This window comes from Psychrobacillus sp. Z3-81, assembly GCF_056620325.1.
The window spans coordinates 117,992-134,047 of record NZ_JBWQPU010000005.1 but is presented as its reverse complement, the minus strand read 5'-3'; the positions used below and the strand labels follow the sequence as shown (position 1 = coordinate 134,047).

Below are 16,056 nucleotides of genomic sequence, written 5' to 3'. Positions count from 1 at the left end.
ATTATGTAAGACTATTTTGATTAGCTTATTTGCGTAGGGTACTATCGAATGGTAAAATGGAGAGTAAGACTAAATGGGAAGTGAAGATAACATGCTAAGTGTTTTAAATAAAGTATTTGATCTGAACAAACGTGAACTGAAGAAGCTAGAGAAAATCGCCGACCAGGTGGAAGCTCTTGCAGGAAAAATGGAAGCATTGTCCGATGAAGAGCTAAGCGCAAAAACAGTTGAATTCCGTGAGAGATATGCAAATGGAGAAACGCTAGAAGAATTGCGTGCAGAAGCTTTTGCAGTAGCAAGAGAAGGTGCAAGACGAGTCCTTGGAATGTATCCATTCCGCGTTCAAGTTATGGGTGCTGCTGCATTACATGATGGAAACATTGCGGAAATGAAGACAGGGGAAGGGAAAACACTTACCTCTACGATGGCAGTTTATTTGAATGCTATTCCGGGCCTAGGAGCTCATGTCGTAACAGTCAATGAATACCTATCTAGCCGTGATGCGGAAGAAATGGGTAAATTATATAAGTTTTTAGGTTTGACGGTAGGATTAAATTTAAACTCCATGTCGAAGGAAGAAAAACGCGAAGCGTATGCGGCTGATGTAACATATTCCACAAACAATGAGCTTGGATTTGATTATTTAAGAGATAACATGGTTCTTTATAAGGAAGAAAAAGTTCAACGTCCTCTACATTATGCTGTAATCGATGAGGTGGATTCTATCCTGGTCGATGAAGCGAGAACGCCTTTGATTATCTCAGGACAAGCAAATAGAGCAGCTGTCCTTTATAAGCAAGCAAACGCATTCGTTCGTACGCTGAAAAAGGACGAGGACTACACATACGAGGAAACAACAAAAGGAGTAACTCTAACAGACGATGGTGTGGAAAAAGCGGAGAAAGCATTCAATATTGATAATTTATTTGATTTGACTCATGTACGTCTGAACCATGCGATTAACCAATCCTTAAAAGCACATGTTTCCATGCACGTGGATGTGGACTATGTTGTACAAGATGGGGATGTTGTCATTGTTGACTCCTTCACTGGTCGTCTAATGAAGGGACGTCGCTATAGCGATGGTTTGCACCAAGCAATTGAGGCGAAGGAAGGTCTTGAGATTCAAAATGAGTCCATGACAATGGCGACTATTACCTTCCAAAATTTCTTCCGTATGTATGACAAGCTATCAGGTATGACTGGTACTGCGAAGACGGAGGAAGAAGAGTTCCGCAACATCTACAACATGAACGTAGTGGCAATTCCAACAAACCGTCCAATCATGCGTGACGATAGACCAGATTTAATCTATGCATCTATGAAAGGGAAATTTGAGGCAGTTGCTGCGGATATTGCAGAGCGTCATAAAAAAGGACAGCCTGTGCTGATTGGTACGGTAGCAATTGAAACGTCTGAAATCATATCACAGCTATTAACAAAGCACGGCATTAAGCATAATGTATTAAATGCGAAAAACCATGAGCGTGAAGCGGAAATTATTGCAGAAGCAGGTCAGCTTGGCGCAGTAACGATCGCAACAAACATGGCTGGTCGTGGTACGGACATTAAGCTTGGTGAAGGTGTAATAGAAGTTGGCGGCCTTGCAGTAATCGGTACAGAACGCCATGAATCTAGACGTATTGACAACCAGCTACGTGGACGTTCTGGTCGTCAAGGAGACCCAGGGGTAACGCAATTCTATCTTTCTATGGAAGATGAGCTAATGCGTCGTTTTGGATCTGACAACATGAAAAACATGATGACCAAGCTAGGAATGGACGATTCACAGCCAATCCAATCCAAAATGGTATCTAGAGCAGTAGAATCGGCACAAAAACGTGTAGAAGGAAATAACTTCGACTCTCGTAAACGCCTATTGCAATATGACGATGTGCTTCGCCAGCAAAGGGAAATTATCTACAAGGAGCGTAATGAGGTTCTTGAAACAGACAACATGCGTGAGCTTGTGGAATCAATGATTTTCAATGTAATAGAGCGTCTTGTTACGGCTCATACAAATGCAGATAATAAAGCGGAGTGGAACCTGAAGGCAATTGAAGATTATGCACATGCAAACCTTCTTCCAGAGGGTGTTATCACACAAGAAACGCTTCAGGATCTCTCTCAAGAGGAAATTATTGAGAAATTAAAAGCAGAAGTGCTTCGTCTATATGACGCAAAAGAAGAAGAGTTAACCTCAGAGCGTATGCGTGAATTTGAAAAGGTAGTATTGTTACGTTCCATTGATTCCAAATGGATTGACCATATTGATGCGATGGATCAGCTGCGTCAAGGTATTCATTTACGAGCATACGGTCAAACCGATCCATTGCGTGAATACCAAAGCGAAGGCTTTGCGATGTTTGAAACAATGGTAGAGGCTATCCAAGAGGACGTAGCGAAATATGCGATGAAGGCAGAAATTCGTAGCAACTTAGAACGTGAAGAGGTTGCAAAAGGGCAAGCGGTAAATCCGAAAGAAGAAGGCGGACCAGTGAAGAACAAACCAGTTCGCAAAGAAGCTGCGGTTGGCCGTAACCAGCCATGTCCATGTGGAAGTGGAGAAAAATATAAAAACTGTCATGGGGCAGTAAGATAAGAGAAACACGGAGGAACTTGCAATGATTGAAATCTCAGTAGTAAGAAATGAATTAGACCGTACATCTGAAAAGTTAAATGACTTTAGGGGGTCTCTTTGACTTAGAAAACAAAGAGGCTCGTATCCAAGAGCTGGAGGAAGTCATGACTTTCCCTGATTTTTGGGATGATTCGCAAGCGGCTCAAAAGACGATTAATGAATTAAATGCCTTAAAGGCAGTTGTGGAGCAGTATAAGGAGCTAGTTTCTACGCAAGAAAATCTAGAAATGACGCTTGAGCTAATAAAGGAAGAGCCAGACGAAGAGCTACAGGAGGAGCTAGGCAATGAATTGAAGGAGTTCACTTCCTCCCTAGAGGAATTTGAATTACAGCTTCTGCTTAGTGAAGAGTATGATAAGCACAATGCTATTCTCGAGCTTCATCCGGGAGCTGGAGGGACAGAATCCCAGGACTGGGGTGCCATCCTTCTACGTATGTATCAGCGATGGGCTGACAAACGTGGCTTCAAGGTGGAAACAATCGACTATCTTCCTGGTGATGAAGCGGGGATTAAGTCCGTTACATTGCTGATCAAAGGGCATAATGCTTATGGCTATTTGAAGGCAGAAAAGGGAGTACATCGACTCGTTCGGATTTCTCCTTTCGATTCTTCTGGCCGTCGCCACACTTCCTTCGTATCCTGTGAAGTAATGCCGGAATTTACGGATGAAATTGAAATTGAAATTCGTACAGAAGATTTAAAAATTGATACGTATCGTGCTACAGGTGCTGGTGGTCAGCATATTAATACGACAGATTCTGCTGTCCGTATTACGCATCTACCAACTGGCACTGTCGTAACCTGTCAAACAGAGCGCTCTCAGATTAAAAACAGAGAGCAAGCGATGAAGCTGTTAAAATCCAAGCTATATCAATTGAAAATTGAAGAGCAGGAGGCACAGCTTGCTGAAATCCGTGGAGAACAAAAGGAAATTGGATGGGGAAGCCAAATACGCTCCTATGTATTCCACCCTTATTCAATGGTGAAGGATCACCGGACGAACTACGAGAGCGGAAATGTCCATGCCGTGGTGGACGGAGAGTTAGATGCATTTATTCATGCCTACCTTCGCTCAAAAATAAATTAATAGACGAAACTTACTCTGGTGCTATAATGAAATTATGGCACCGGAGTATTTTATTTCCAGGGGGAATGGGGGAGAACATGGATATTCATCAATTAAAGAAGCAAGATCTAGAGAAAAAGAATTTTATCTTGTTTTTAGCGTTTGCTTTGGCATCTGGCTTAGGCTTACTAGTTCAAATCTTAATTCAAGAAGCACAAACTATTGTAATTATAATAGGTATAATCTTTCTTATTTCTATTATGATGTATTTTTTATCAAGAAAATCGCAGGCTGTATCACTAGTTTTTCCATATGGTATTGTGCTGGCTGGGGCGATTACAGCGGGAAGTATGAGCTTTTTCAATGAAGTGAGCATTGCGACGATTGTGTTAACGTTATTTGTCTTAATTTTAAGCAGCTTACATAACAGTCAAGGGGTATTCCTATTTGGCTATGCGTTATCTGTGATTGTGATGATTATGAATGTTAACCTAGATGAGTTTGGCGTATTTGAAGGAAAGGTGCCAAACATCTTTTTTATCCAGTTCATTATGGCGTTAGGGATTTTTCTTCAGGTCCGTCAAAGCAAGCAAACCTTTACAAATGTCGAAAAACTGATGGAGGAAGCAGCTAAGAAAACTGAGCAAGAATCCTTATTGAATGAAAAGCTGGAAGCAGCTGTTGCAACGATTACCACTAATTTAGAGCAAATCCGAACTAGTACACATTCCTCGATTGCAGCTCAGCAACAAATGCTTACTGCTGTGGGGGAAGTAAGTGTAGGTTCACAGCGACAGTCTGATTATGTAACGGATATTGTTCAGAATACAGAGGAGACCTTTGATTCTGTGAAAGAAATGGCAGGCAATCTGCATGAGCTTGCAGGACAAGTCGAAGCAGCAGGAAATAATGCTTCCATAGGGTCGGAATCGATGGAAAACATGAAAAAGGAGATAGATCAGTTTACCATCTCGTTTGAAGAATTACACCAAACCTTTCATAAGCTTTTTGACAAGATTCAGAGCACGAATGATTTGGCAAGCACCATCAGGCAAATAACCGATCAAACGAATCTCCTTGCCTTGAATGCTTCGATTGAAGCTGCCAGAGCAGGTAATCATGGCAAAGGCTTTGCAGTAGTTGCAGAGGAAATTAGAAAGCTAGCAAATGTAACAGCACAAGCACTAGAAAAAATTGATCAAAATCTCGATGAAGTAAACAAATATAACGAGGCAGCTCTTGAGAAGCTAGACAAAGGTATCATTCAGGTTCGTAACCAGGTAAAAACAGCGGACCAGTCCAACCAATCCTTCCAAGATTTGTTCCGTTCCATGAAAACACTACAGAACCAGCTGTCGCTATTTTTAAATAAAGTAGATAAAATAGCTGTAAATAGTGAGGCAATCAGCGTAAGCACAAACGAATTTGCAGCAATCATTGAAGAAAGCACCGCTACAGTCGAGGAGCTAAATGCCACCCTGCTTCACATTACAGAGGACCAGCAGGCAATCTCCACATATATTGATCAAACATATATAGAGGCCCAAACTATCCAAAACAAATAGGAATCCAGTCGACCAGTAGAGTGAGCAGCTGGTCGATTTTTTTATGAAAGATACAGGCGGGAGGGTTAAGCTGCGTTCATTTTTAGCTAACTATGGATAATTTGTTGGATGAATAGAAATACTCTTGAGTAGGTCGCATGTTGTTCTGGAGGGTATGGTGGATGTCCGCTAGGGATAGAGGAGATGGCTTTATATGTACGATGGCCGCTAAGGATAGGGAAGATTGCTTTATTCTCGGTTGGCTGGGATTTACTCTCACTCGGAGGAAGGTTACTCTCGGTTGGCTTCGGTTTATTCTCAGATAGGAGCAGTTTACTCTCATTCGGCGGATTTACTCTCGTTCAGATGAAATTTACTCTCGGATAGCCGAGCTTTATTCTCATTTAGAATAATGGGAAGGGCATGGCCGATGTCTGCTAGGGATAGGGGAGATGCCTTTATTATCGTTCAGGTGGTATTTACTCTCACTCGGAGGAAGGTTACTCTCGGTTGGCTTCGGTTTATTCTCGGATAGGATCTGTTTACTCTCGTTCGGCGGGTTTACTCTCTGATAGCCGAGAATTACTCTCGTTTAGAATGGTGGAAGGGCATGGCCGATGTTCGCTAGGGATAGGGAAGATGGCTTTATTCTCGGTTGGCTGGGATTTACTCTCACTCGGAGGAAGGTTACTCTCGGTTGGCTTCGGTTTATTCTCGGATAGGAGCAGTTTACTCTCATTCGGTGGATTTACTCTCGTTCAGATGAAATTTACTCTCGGATAGCCGAGCTTTACTCTCTTATAGAGGACCAAGCCGGGAGTTCCAGAATGGCAACGAATGAGAGGTTAGACGCTTTACTAGTTCATTGCGTTATCTTGCTAAAGTTCACAAATAGCCGTTCTGTTGATATACTATTCCAGGTTAATTAGATAAAATGAAAGAGGATTATTATGGAACAAAACAAAAGAAAGTATAAAGAACCACATCCTGTGGTGGAGCGAGTGAAGGATTATATTTTTGTGATAATAGGGGCGGCTGTCGTTGCTTTAGGCTTTAACTTATTTTTATTACCCAACCAGGTAGCTTCTGGGGGAGTTAGTGGGATTAGTACCATACTGAAAGGGGTATTTGGCTGGGAGCCGGGTATTGTTCAGTATGCGTTTAATATTCCGTTGTTTATAGCGGGCATTGTATTTTTAGGAGCACGTTTTGGTCTGAAGTCGTTGGTTGGTACGTTAGTGTTACCGGCGGTTGTTTTGGTTACTGCAAGCTGGGAGCCATGGACTGCAAATCCTTTGCTAGGTGCCCTTTTTGGAGGTATAACGGTCGGTTTAGGTCTTGGCATTGTGTTTAGAGGCGGTGGTTCTACGGGAGGAACAGACTTAGCTGCTCAGATTATTACGAAGTATACAGGACTTTCTCTCGGGAAAAGTGTGCTTTTACTAGACGGTCTGATTGTGTTGAGTGCTGCGATTGCCTTTGATGTGGAAAGTGCCTTGTATGCATTGATTGGCCTTTATGTCACTACCAAGACGATTGATATTATACAGTTGGGCTTTAGCCAGTCGAAAATGATTTATATTATTACAAATAAACAAGAGGAAATTAGAGATGCGATCTATCAAGAGATAGATCGAGGAGTGACAAAGATTCCTGCTTTTGGCGGTTATACAAATCAAGAAAGGCCAGTGCTGATGGTGGTAGCTTATCAAACAGAATTCACAAAACTGAAACATATCATTAAAACCATTGATCCGGCTGCTTTTGTGATTGTTTCAGATGCCTATGAGGTATTAGGAGAAGGTTTCAAAAGGTATTAATCTTGGTATAATAGGTTAATAATTCAAAATTGGAGGTTGCAGGGATGAATAAGAAATTATTAGCTGCAATATTTTCTACGGGCCTTTTACTTGCTGCATGTGGTGGAGACGAAGAATCTACAAATGATTCTACCACTGGTTCTGAAAGTGGCACGGAAACAGCATCTGTGGATGGAGAAGCTGTAGCAAAGCAAAAGTGCGTTTCTTGTCATGGAGGAAACTTTGAGGGGCAAGGAAACTTCCCAGCATTAAATGATGTGGGTTCTCGATATTCCGAGGAAGAGATCCTAGAGGTTATCTTAGAAGGCAAGGGTCGTATGCCAGGTAAAATCATTAAAGGTGAAGACGCAGAGGCTGTTGCTGCATACTTTGCTGAGATGAAATAAAAATAGAAATCGGTTACTCAGTGCTGGGTAACTGATTTTTTTATTGAAAAAAGAAAGTCATCTTCGTTTACAGGTAGAAACGTTATGTTGAATATATCTTTTATTCTGATAATATGACATAATTTATAAAGAATAGAAAGGAATAGTGGAGATTCACGTAGAATTAACATATATGGTACATTTGTTAGGTTGTCGAATGGCGTACTTAGTTAATAAAGTCGACATATTCTTACTCATACTGGATATTTTTACCTACAAAATGAAATCTTCCTGTAACAAAAAGAATGATGACTAATGTTATAATAGGCATGTTGTATTTTATCAAAGAAGAAAGTAATTGGGTGATATATAAATGATTGAAATGGAAAATGTCTATAAGAAGTACCCGAATGGAATTGTAGCAGCCAATGGAATAGACATAGAAATAAAGCAAGGTGAGTTTGTCTATGTAGTGGGGCCAAGCGGTGCTGGTAAGTCGACATTCATTAAAATGATGTATCGCGAAGAAAAGCCGACTTCTGGGAAGATAATAATTAATGGGATTGATTTAAGTACCCTAAAAAATAAAGAGGTACCTTTTTTAAGAAGACAGATCGGTGTAGTGTTCCAAGATTTTAAATTACTACCCCGTCTAAATGTATATGAAAATGTAGCCTTCGCATTGGAGGTAATAGAAGAATCACCAAAAGTAATAAGAAAACGAGTGATGGAGGTTCTGGAGCTGGTGGGTTTAAAGCATAAAGCAAGAATGTTTCCAACAGAGCTTTCAGGTGGGGAGCAGCAGCGTGTATCAATCGCTCGCTCTATCGTAAACACTCCAAAGCTAGTAATTGCGGATGAGCCAACGGGAAATCTCGATCCAGAGACTTCCTGGGAGATTATGAATATATTTGAAGAAATAAATGCTCGAGGAACTACGATTGTAATGGCAACACATAATAGAGAAATTGTAAACACAATTCGACACCGTGTAATTGTAGTGGAGGGTGGAATTATCACTCGAGACGAGTACGGAGGAGAATACGGATATGAAGGCTAGAACAGCTGGGAGACATCTAAGAGATAGCATAAAAAGTATTAGTCGTAATGGTTGGATGACATTTGCATCTGTCAGTGCCGTAACTGTCACGCTACTGTTGGTTGGTGTATTTGTCTTAATCATGATGAACCTTAACAAGGTAGCGGATGATTTAGAGAGTGACGTAGAAATAAAGGTATATGTAGAACTTACCGCTGATGAGGAAGCAACTGCGGCCCTTGGGGATGAAATTAAAAATATTCCCGGTGTGTTAGAGGTAAATTATTCTACTAAAGATGATGAATTAAACAAACTAGTATTAGACTTTGGTGACGATCTTCGACTATATGAGCAGAGTAACCCTTTACATAATGTGTATACGGTGAAAGCAGAAAATCCGCAAGAGACGGAACAAGTAGCAAAGAAAATCGACAGCTTAGATAATATCTATGAGGTGAAGTATGGAGAAGGCAAAATAGAAACACTATTTTCTTTCTTAAATACTAGTAGAAACGTAGGGCTAGTATTAATTTTAGCTCTGCTATTTACAGCGATGTTCCTAATTTCTAATACGATTAAAATAACCATTGTAGCAAGAAGAAGAGATATAGAAATTATGAAACTCGTTGGAGCAACGAACTGGTTTATCAGAATTCCATTCATTCTAGAAGGAATGTGGCTAGGAATATTAGGGGCGATTATCCCGATTACGCTAGTTACCGTGCTTTATTATAATATTTACAATGCCTTACAACCAAAATTAGCCTCTGGAAATTTATTTAGTTTATTAGAGTTTTCCCCATTTATCTATCAAGTAAACGGGTTAATCCTATTGATGGGTATTTTAATAGGAGTATGGGGTAGCTTTATGTCCGTAAGAAAATTCTTAAGAGTTTAGAAGGCAGCCTGAAAGGAGCAAGAAGGATTTGAAAAGACAGTCAAAATGGAGGTTGAGACTGCTTGCAGTAGCAACCATGGGAGCACTTTTATTGGCAGGTCCAAGTGCTCTTGCACATTCACTAAACGACCTCAAGAAAGAAAAAGAGAATTTAGAGCAAAAGAAAGACAATCTGAATTCAACGATTCAAGAAACAAAGAAGCAAATTGATGTGAATGAGTCGAAAATTGATCAGATTATGGCTCAAATTCAAAAGCTAGATAACGAGATTATTAATACGGAAAAAAGTATTACGAAGGCGTTAGAAGAAATTAAGTTAACAACGGATGAAATACAAAAACTAAACGAGTCAATTGCGGAGCTTGAAAAAAAGATAGAAGAGCGAGATGAGCTTCTGCAAGAGCGTATTCGTGCAGTACAGGTAAGCGGAGGTTCTGTAAGCTATCTAGATGTATTGCTTGGGGCAAACAGCTTTATTGATTTTATAGACCGTTTTTCTGCCGTTAATACATTGATGGATGCGGATCGAAAGATTCTAAAAGAACAGGCTGATGATAAAGAACAGTTAGAAGAAGAACAGGCAAGCTTAGAGACTAAGCTGAAAGAGCAAGAAGAAAATAAAGAAAAGCTCCTAAAGCTAAAATCTTCGTTAGACAGCCAAAAGGCTTCAAAGGGTGAATTAGTCGATCAGCTTGAAGTAGAGCAAGCTAAATTACTGAAAGAAAAAGCAAGCATGGAAACAGAATACGAAGAAATCCTGAATTTAAGTAAGGATGTTCAAGATAAAATTGTCGCTGAACAAAAACGCTTAGCAGAGGTTGCTAGAAAAGCTGCTGAGGAGAAAAAACGAAAAGAACAAGCGGAAAAAGATCGCCAGGAAAATGTAAGTGGAGCTATTCCATCTGTATCAGCAGGAAGCTGGACAAAGCCAACAACAGGAACATTTACTTCTGGCTACGGGTATAGAATGCATCCAATCTACGGAAAAGGAAAAATGCATTATGGGGTAGACTTTGCGAATAGTATTGGCACGCCTGTGGTATCTGCAGCAGATGGTGTAGTTACTTACGCGTCTCCACTGAGCACATATGGAAATGTTGTAATGGTGACACATTCTATTGACGGACAAACCTTTACTTCTTTATATGCCCACTTAAGTAAGATTGGTGTTTCTGTTGGACAAGTTGTATCAAAAGGTCAGTATATTGCGGCCATGGGGAATACAGGTAATTCAACAGGACCACATCTTCACTTTGAAATCCACCTTGGATACTGGGAAGGTATGACGAAGAATTCCGTCAACCCATTAAGATACATCCCGCTATAAAAGATACGAGTACAGAACAATCTATTGTTCCGTACTCGTTTTTTTTTGGGTCTTCGTCAGTGAACTTGCTGAGTTGTTCGTTTAGTTTCCATTTACTTAATAAAGGATCTCCACTTTCTAAATCATGCCATATCAAAGCTGCTGGACATCTTATATGAAAAGTCTGACTTTATTTGTACATAATCTAATAATAGAAGAGGTAATTAGATAGAATTCTATTCCTAAGTATGCATATAATAGAATGAATAGATAGTAATCCGGAGGTCAAACGTGAAGAAAAAAATAATTGGACTTTTACTAGTTGGTATACTTGTTGGAATAGCAACCATTTCCTTTGTTAAAAACAATCTTGATGAGGAAACGGATGCATTTGAGGGAGAGCAGATGGGGACAGATTTAGCGACCAATCCAGCAAACGAGGGATTGGGAAAGGGTGATACTGCACCTGATTTCACGCTTACGACGTTAGCTGGCGAGGAGATTTCCCTTTCTGATTATAGAGGAAAGCATGTTATTTTAAATTTCTGGGCTACTTGGTGTCCGCCATGTAAAGCGGAAATGCCGCATATGCAAAATTATTATGAGGATGTAGCTCCTAACAGCAATGTAGAAATCTTAGCTGTAAACTTAACAAGTGATGATTTAGACATAGAAAAAATTGAAGCATTTGTCGATGATTTTGCATTAAGCTTTCCGATTCCTTTAGATGAAGATGGAGAAGTAGGAAGCTTATATAAGGCCATCACAATCCCTACTAGCTATATAATAGATTCCGAAGGGATTATTCAGAATAAAATCGTTGGTCCCATGGATGAACAGATGATGACAGACTATATTAATAACCTAAATTAAAGAATTCGATTTTTGGGGCAAGTATTAAACCTCTTATCTCACACATATAGTAGTGGAAAATAGGAGGGAGAACTTGCACAAAAATCGGATTTTTTTATACGTTACGTTACTTATTATCATTCTGGGCATAGGGTATTTATGGATGAACAAGTCGTCAAAAACTGGACAAGAAGCCATTAGCTCTAGTCAGGTTATTGATGAAGCCTTTGATTTGATTAAAAAAGAGGCTGTATTTAACAAGAATGATAAGCTTCTTGTTGAGGGTGCTATTCGAGGGATGGCCCAGGCATTGGAGGATCCACATAGTACGTATTTAACAGAGGAAGAGGCAAAAGTTCAGGAAGCAACACTAGCGGAGGAAAGAGTAGGGATAGGGGTAGAAATCATGCAATCAGGCGGCAAGTTTATCGTTGTTGCGCCTATTAAAGGTTCCCCCGCCTATCGTGCTGGATTAAAGCCGCAAGATGAAATTGTTCGTATAGATGGGGAAAGGCTAAATGCGAGCACTATGTCAGAGCTTGTTCAGTTATTAAGCGGTGAAAAAGGGTCGACAGTCAAGATGACGGTTTACCGAGCAAGTGAGAATCGCCATGTGGAGTTACATATAAAACGAGAAATCATCTCCCAGCAAACCGTATCTAGTGAAGTAATCGAGGTAGATGATCATTCGATTGGTATAGTGAGCATTTCTATCTTTGGTGAAAAGACGGGAGAGGAATGGGAGAAACAGACACGCTCCTTAGTGGATCGTGGAATTGATGCATTAGTAGTCGATGTTCGTGGCAATCCAGGTGGCTATCTATTTAGCGTATCCTCTGTGGTGGGGACCCTGCTTAACCCGGGAGCAACCTTTGCTTATATGCAGAATGCAGATGGGGTACTAGAGATGTTAAATACGAATACCGATTCTGTCTCTTATTTAAATAAACTTCCAGTGGTTTTATTGCAAAATGGAGGAAGTGCATCTGCAAGTGAAGTACTTGCAGGGGCATTAAAGGATAACAAGCGTGCGATGATTATTGGAGAAACAAGCTTTGGGAAAGGTACTGTTCAGGAGACTCATCCATTATCGAACGGCGGGAAATTAAAAATCTCCACGCATAAATGGCTGACCCCTAAGCAAACTTGGATTCATCATAAAGGGATTGAAGCAGACGTAAAGGTGGAGCAGGATGAATTGTACCTGATGGACCAGAAGTTCTTCCGAGGCCAATTTAAGGAAGGCGACTACGGCGAAGAAGTAAAATATGTTCAGCAGGTGCTTGGAGCTCTTGGTTATAATGTAGCACGCAAGGATGGATTCTATGATAAGAATACCGGAGAGGTTATCAAACAATATCGAGAAGAAAGCAAAATTGCTGTCAATGAAGAGATGGATGACGTGTTATTCCAATCTCTCTCCAAAACGATCACAACTTATAAGGAACGAAAAGAAAATGATCAGCAGCTTCAGATGGGTATTGGTTATTTAATTCACACTTTAAATAAATAAGCGTAAAATTCCTATACGGAAAGACTTCTCGTTTGTTACAATAAGAACAAAAGATGGTAACAAGCGAGGAGGTTACGTATGGTTCAGGAGATTTTGATAGAGTTAGCGAGAGGTATCGGCCGAGTATTCCTTCATCCTGCTTTATATGTAACACTTCTATTCTCAGTATTGATCGGATACTTCCGAGTAAAGAGAGAAAGAAGACAGTTTAGAGCAAGAGTGCTATGGGGAGGAACAGAGGTCAAAAGATTGTTTGAAGGCTATCTATTAGCTATCATTCTATCTATTCTCAGTTTACTAGTAGGATTAGTCATTCCTTCCTCTTGGATGTTCGTTCTGAGTGTATGGATGCTAGTCATGGTGCTGTTGTTTGTTTATCAGCTAGGTTCTCCTATTTATGTTTTTGGATTAACTTTTGTCACACTTTTGGTAATGGATTTCTATGATCTCTCCTTTACTTTCTTAGAATGGGAAGTACGTGGACAGGGAGTATTAGATGAAGCTATCGTTCCATTTGCAATACTTGCAGGATTGCTGCTTATTGCAGAGGGTATCCTTATCCAACGCTTTGGTGGAAAAAGTGCATCTCCAAGACTTGTAAAGACCGCAAGAGGCATAGAGGCAATGGAATATGTGGCAAAGAGGCTATGGATACTACCGATTTTTATCGTAGTACCGGGAGATATCGTACATACATATTTGCCTTATTGGCCACAATTCCCTATTGGGGAAAGCATGTTTTCCTTTGTCTTATTCCCCTTTGTGATTGGCTTGCAGCAAAGCAGTCGTAAATCATTAGCAATTAACTTCTTCCCTAGATATGGGAAGCTAGTGTGGCAGCTAGGAATTGGCGTCACATTGGTTGCGGCAATCGGTTATCTATATCCTATTCTTGGGGTTATCGCTCTAGTTATTGGGGTATTGGTAAGAATCATCATTGCTATTGTGGAAAGCAGAAGGGAACATAGCGGGGCATTTGCCGTTTCACCACAGTCAGATGGTGTGATGATTGCAGGCGTCCTAAGTGATTCGCCAGCAGAGAAGATGGGACTTAGAATCGGTGAGAAGATTGTCAAGGTGAATGGACAAAAGGTTATCAATGAACAAGAGCTTTATGAGGCGGTACAAATCAATGCTGCTCATTGTAGGCTGGAGGTAATTGATACGAATGGAGAGCTGCGTCTCCGTCAGCATGTACTTTTCCGACATGATCATTATCGCCTTGGTTTGATTTTAGTAAGGTAGGAGATTGAATGGAAACACTATCATTAACGACACAGCTAGTATTGGCTATTTTTGCACCAGGTCTTTTAGTCATTCTCTTTACTAGAATTACGTTTAATCAATATGTGGCGCTTGTTTTGACGGTGGCACTGTTTGCGGCATCTGTTTATGCTGGGTATACGCATCGCTGGTGGATTTATATGATTGATGCTGCGTCGTTGACGGCTGGCTTTTGGTATGCGACTCAGATGAATAATAGAGGGAAGAAATCGGAGACTTCATGAACTGTCCTATTTGGGGCAGTTCTTTTTTTATGGGGATTTATAACACATTTGACGTGGTGCTCACTAATAGTTGATGGCTGCTTTCGGCGGACGCTTTCCGTGGGGTGAGTGGCAAGCCAGCACCGAACGCTACCGCGTGCCGATGTTCTGTCTTGTCTTTCTCACTCATCCCACAGGAGTCGCCGCCTTCGCTACCATCAACAAAGTTCTCTAACGAAACGAAAGATAAATTAGAAAAGTTTTGCTCTTTCAAACGAGTTAGCACCATAGGTATTACCGCCCGTCGATACCATCAATAAAGTCCTATGAAACCATAGAGGAGTGATGAGCTATCTATTCAATGAATTTCACATAAACTATTTTTCATCAATTACTGCTTCCTTTGTGTTTAAAATGGTTAATTTTACTAATAATTGAAACTATTGTTCATTTGTTCCGTATGTAAGATGCTGCGTAAGGTTCTTAGAGAGGAGTAGTAAGGTGAAGAGAATAGTATGTTTAATAATCTTGACCTCGATTTTTCTGGCTAGTTGTTCGAATGACAAAGTATTAGATAAAGAAGATGAAAATAGACTACCTCCGCTTGATGAAGAGAAAGGGAGAGATATAGAGGGGGAAAGCAGACTGCCTTCACAAAAAGAAGTTAGTTTCTCTTATGAAGGAAAGAATTTTAACATAATACCTTTTTATGAAGAAGTTCTGGCGTACACGAACTATGTAAAAAAGAATCCATCCGAAAGTAATCCAGGGGCGTATGTAGAAAAAGTATTAAAGCCCTTGCAGGAAAAATCTTCGCTAGAATTATCTATGAAATATCCTTTTACGTTTTCTACTGAAGTCGAACAGTTCGAACAAAATACGATTCAACTTCTTGAAAACCAGGAGCAAATAAATGCGCTAATAGAGGAAGCGCTTATTAAATCTGCAGAACTTCTACCGGGTGGTGATAAAAATGTATATATCATGCCACTAAGACCTGAAGATAACTTTGTAATAAATAAAATGGAGGGCGTAGCTGGCGTAACATATAATGATCAAGATATATTCATCCAGATAGATACTTCCTTTCAGAAAGATATGTTACAGTATATGGTTGCCCATGAATATCACCATGCAATAAACTTACTTGCAAATGGTGGTATGGCTTTCTTTACAGTATTAGATCGGTCCCTTTCGGAAGGGAAAGCAGATACCTTTGCTCATATTGTTTATCCTGACAAAATTCCCCCATGGACTGAGCCTCTATCTGAGGAATCTAAAGTAATTGTTTTGGATGAAATAAGGAAGAACGCTGATTCAACTTCTATTAAAATATACAAAGATCTATTCGATGGGAACTCAGCAAAAGGTATTCCATTATGGTCTAATTACAAAATTGGATTTGAAATTACTCAAAGCTATTTAGAGAATAACCCGGAGACTTCCATTTCTTATTGGACAAGATTATCCTCCAAAAACCTTCTTCAAGATAGTGAGTATAAAGATTTACTAAAGTAAGGTGGG

At 40.1% G+C, this 16,056-nt stretch carries 13 protein-coding genes; all 13 read left to right on the top strand.

Going from position 1 to position 16,056, the window contains the following annotated elements; all coding sequences use genetic code 11:
- The first annotated feature begins 91 nt into the window (after positions 1-91).
- The 13 genes from secA to AC1ECF_RS07625 all read left to right on the top strand — a co-directional run bounded on the left by secA (position 92) and on the right by AC1ECF_RS07625 (position 16,050).
- Positions 92-2,602 (top strand): preprotein translocase subunit SecA, encoded by a 2,511-nt coding sequence (secA, locus tag AC1ECF_RS07685; RefSeq protein ID WP_480388879.1) that lies wholly within the window; start codon positions 92-94, stop codon positions 2,600-2,602.
- A 22-nt stretch (positions 2,603-2,624) separates the two neighbouring features.
- Positions 2,625-3,729, top strand: a protein-coding gene (gene prfB / locus AC1ECF_RS07680) for a peptide chain release factor 2 (RefSeq protein WP_480388815.1) whose coding sequence is annotated in 2 segments (ribosomal slippage) — positions 2,625-2,699 and positions 2,701-3,729 — 1,104 coding nt in all. Because the reading frame shifts where the segments join, the coding sequence is not laid out codon by codon here.
- Between the two features lie 77 nt (positions 3,730-3,806).
- Complete coding sequence (locus tag AC1ECF_RS07675; protein ID WP_480388814.1) at positions 3,807-5,273, top strand: methyl-accepting chemotaxis protein; 1,467 nt, start codon at positions 3,807-3,809, stop codon at positions 5,271-5,273.
- Between the two features lie 929 nt (positions 5,274-6,202).
- Positions 6,203-7,072 (top strand): YitT family protein, encoded by an 870-nt coding sequence (locus AC1ECF_RS07670; protein ID WP_480388813.1) that lies wholly within the window; start codon positions 6,203-6,205, stop codon positions 7,070-7,072.
- A 44-nt stretch (positions 7,073-7,116) separates the two neighbouring features.
- Positions 7,117-7,458, top strand: coding sequence for a cytochrome c551 (gene cccB, locus AC1ECF_RS07665; protein ID WP_480388812.1), 342 nt, complete (start codon positions 7,117-7,119; stop codon positions 7,456-7,458).
- Positions 7,459-7,810: 352 nt separating this feature from the next.
- On the top strand, positions 7,811-8,497 hold the full coding sequence (gene ftsE, locus AC1ECF_RS07660; protein WP_480388811.1) for a cell division ATP-binding protein FtsE: 687 nt from the start codon (positions 7,811-7,813) through the stop codon (positions 8,495-8,497).
- Entirely contained in the window at positions 8,487-9,374 is an 888-nt protein-coding gene (ftsX, locus tag AC1ECF_RS07655; RefSeq protein WP_480388810.1) for a permease-like cell division protein FtsX, read from the top strand. Before ftsE ends, ftsX begins: the two co-directional genes overlap by 11 nt.
- 28 nt (positions 9,375-9,402) lie before the next feature.
- The gene (locus tag AC1ECF_RS07650) at positions 9,403-10,701 is read left to right on the top strand and encodes a murein hydrolase activator EnvC family protein (RefSeq protein ID WP_480388809.1); all 1,299 of its coding nucleotides are present in this window, start codon (positions 9,403-9,405) and stop codon (positions 10,699-10,701) included.
- Between the two features lie 270 nt (positions 10,702-10,971).
- On the top strand, positions 10,972-11,553 hold the full coding sequence (locus AC1ECF_RS07645) for a redoxin domain-containing protein (RefSeq protein ID WP_480388808.1): 582 nt from the start codon (positions 10,972-10,974) through the stop codon (positions 11,551-11,553).
- A gap of 73 nt (positions 11,554-11,626) precedes the next feature.
- Positions 11,627-13,045, top strand: coding sequence for a S41 family peptidase (locus AC1ECF_RS07640; protein ID WP_480388807.1), 1,419 nt, complete (start codon positions 11,627-11,629; stop codon positions 13,043-13,045).
- 78 nt (positions 13,046-13,123) lie between these two features.
- On the top strand, positions 13,124-14,290 hold the full coding sequence (locus AC1ECF_RS07635; RefSeq protein WP_480388806.1) for a PDZ domain-containing protein: 1,167 nt from the start codon (positions 13,124-13,126) through the stop codon (positions 14,288-14,290).
- Positions 14,291-14,298: 8 nt separating this feature from the next.
- Positions 14,299-14,553 (top strand): CsbA family protein, encoded by a 255-nt coding sequence (locus AC1ECF_RS07630; protein WP_480388805.1) that lies wholly within the window; start codon positions 14,299-14,301, stop codon positions 14,551-14,553.
- 480 nt (positions 14,554-15,033) lie between these two features.
- On the top strand, positions 15,034-16,050 hold the full coding sequence (locus AC1ECF_RS07625) for a DUF2268 domain-containing putative Zn-dependent protease (RefSeq protein WP_480388804.1): 1,017 nt from the start codon (positions 15,034-15,036) through the stop codon (positions 16,048-16,050).
- Positions 16,051-16,056 lie beyond the last annotated feature (6 nt).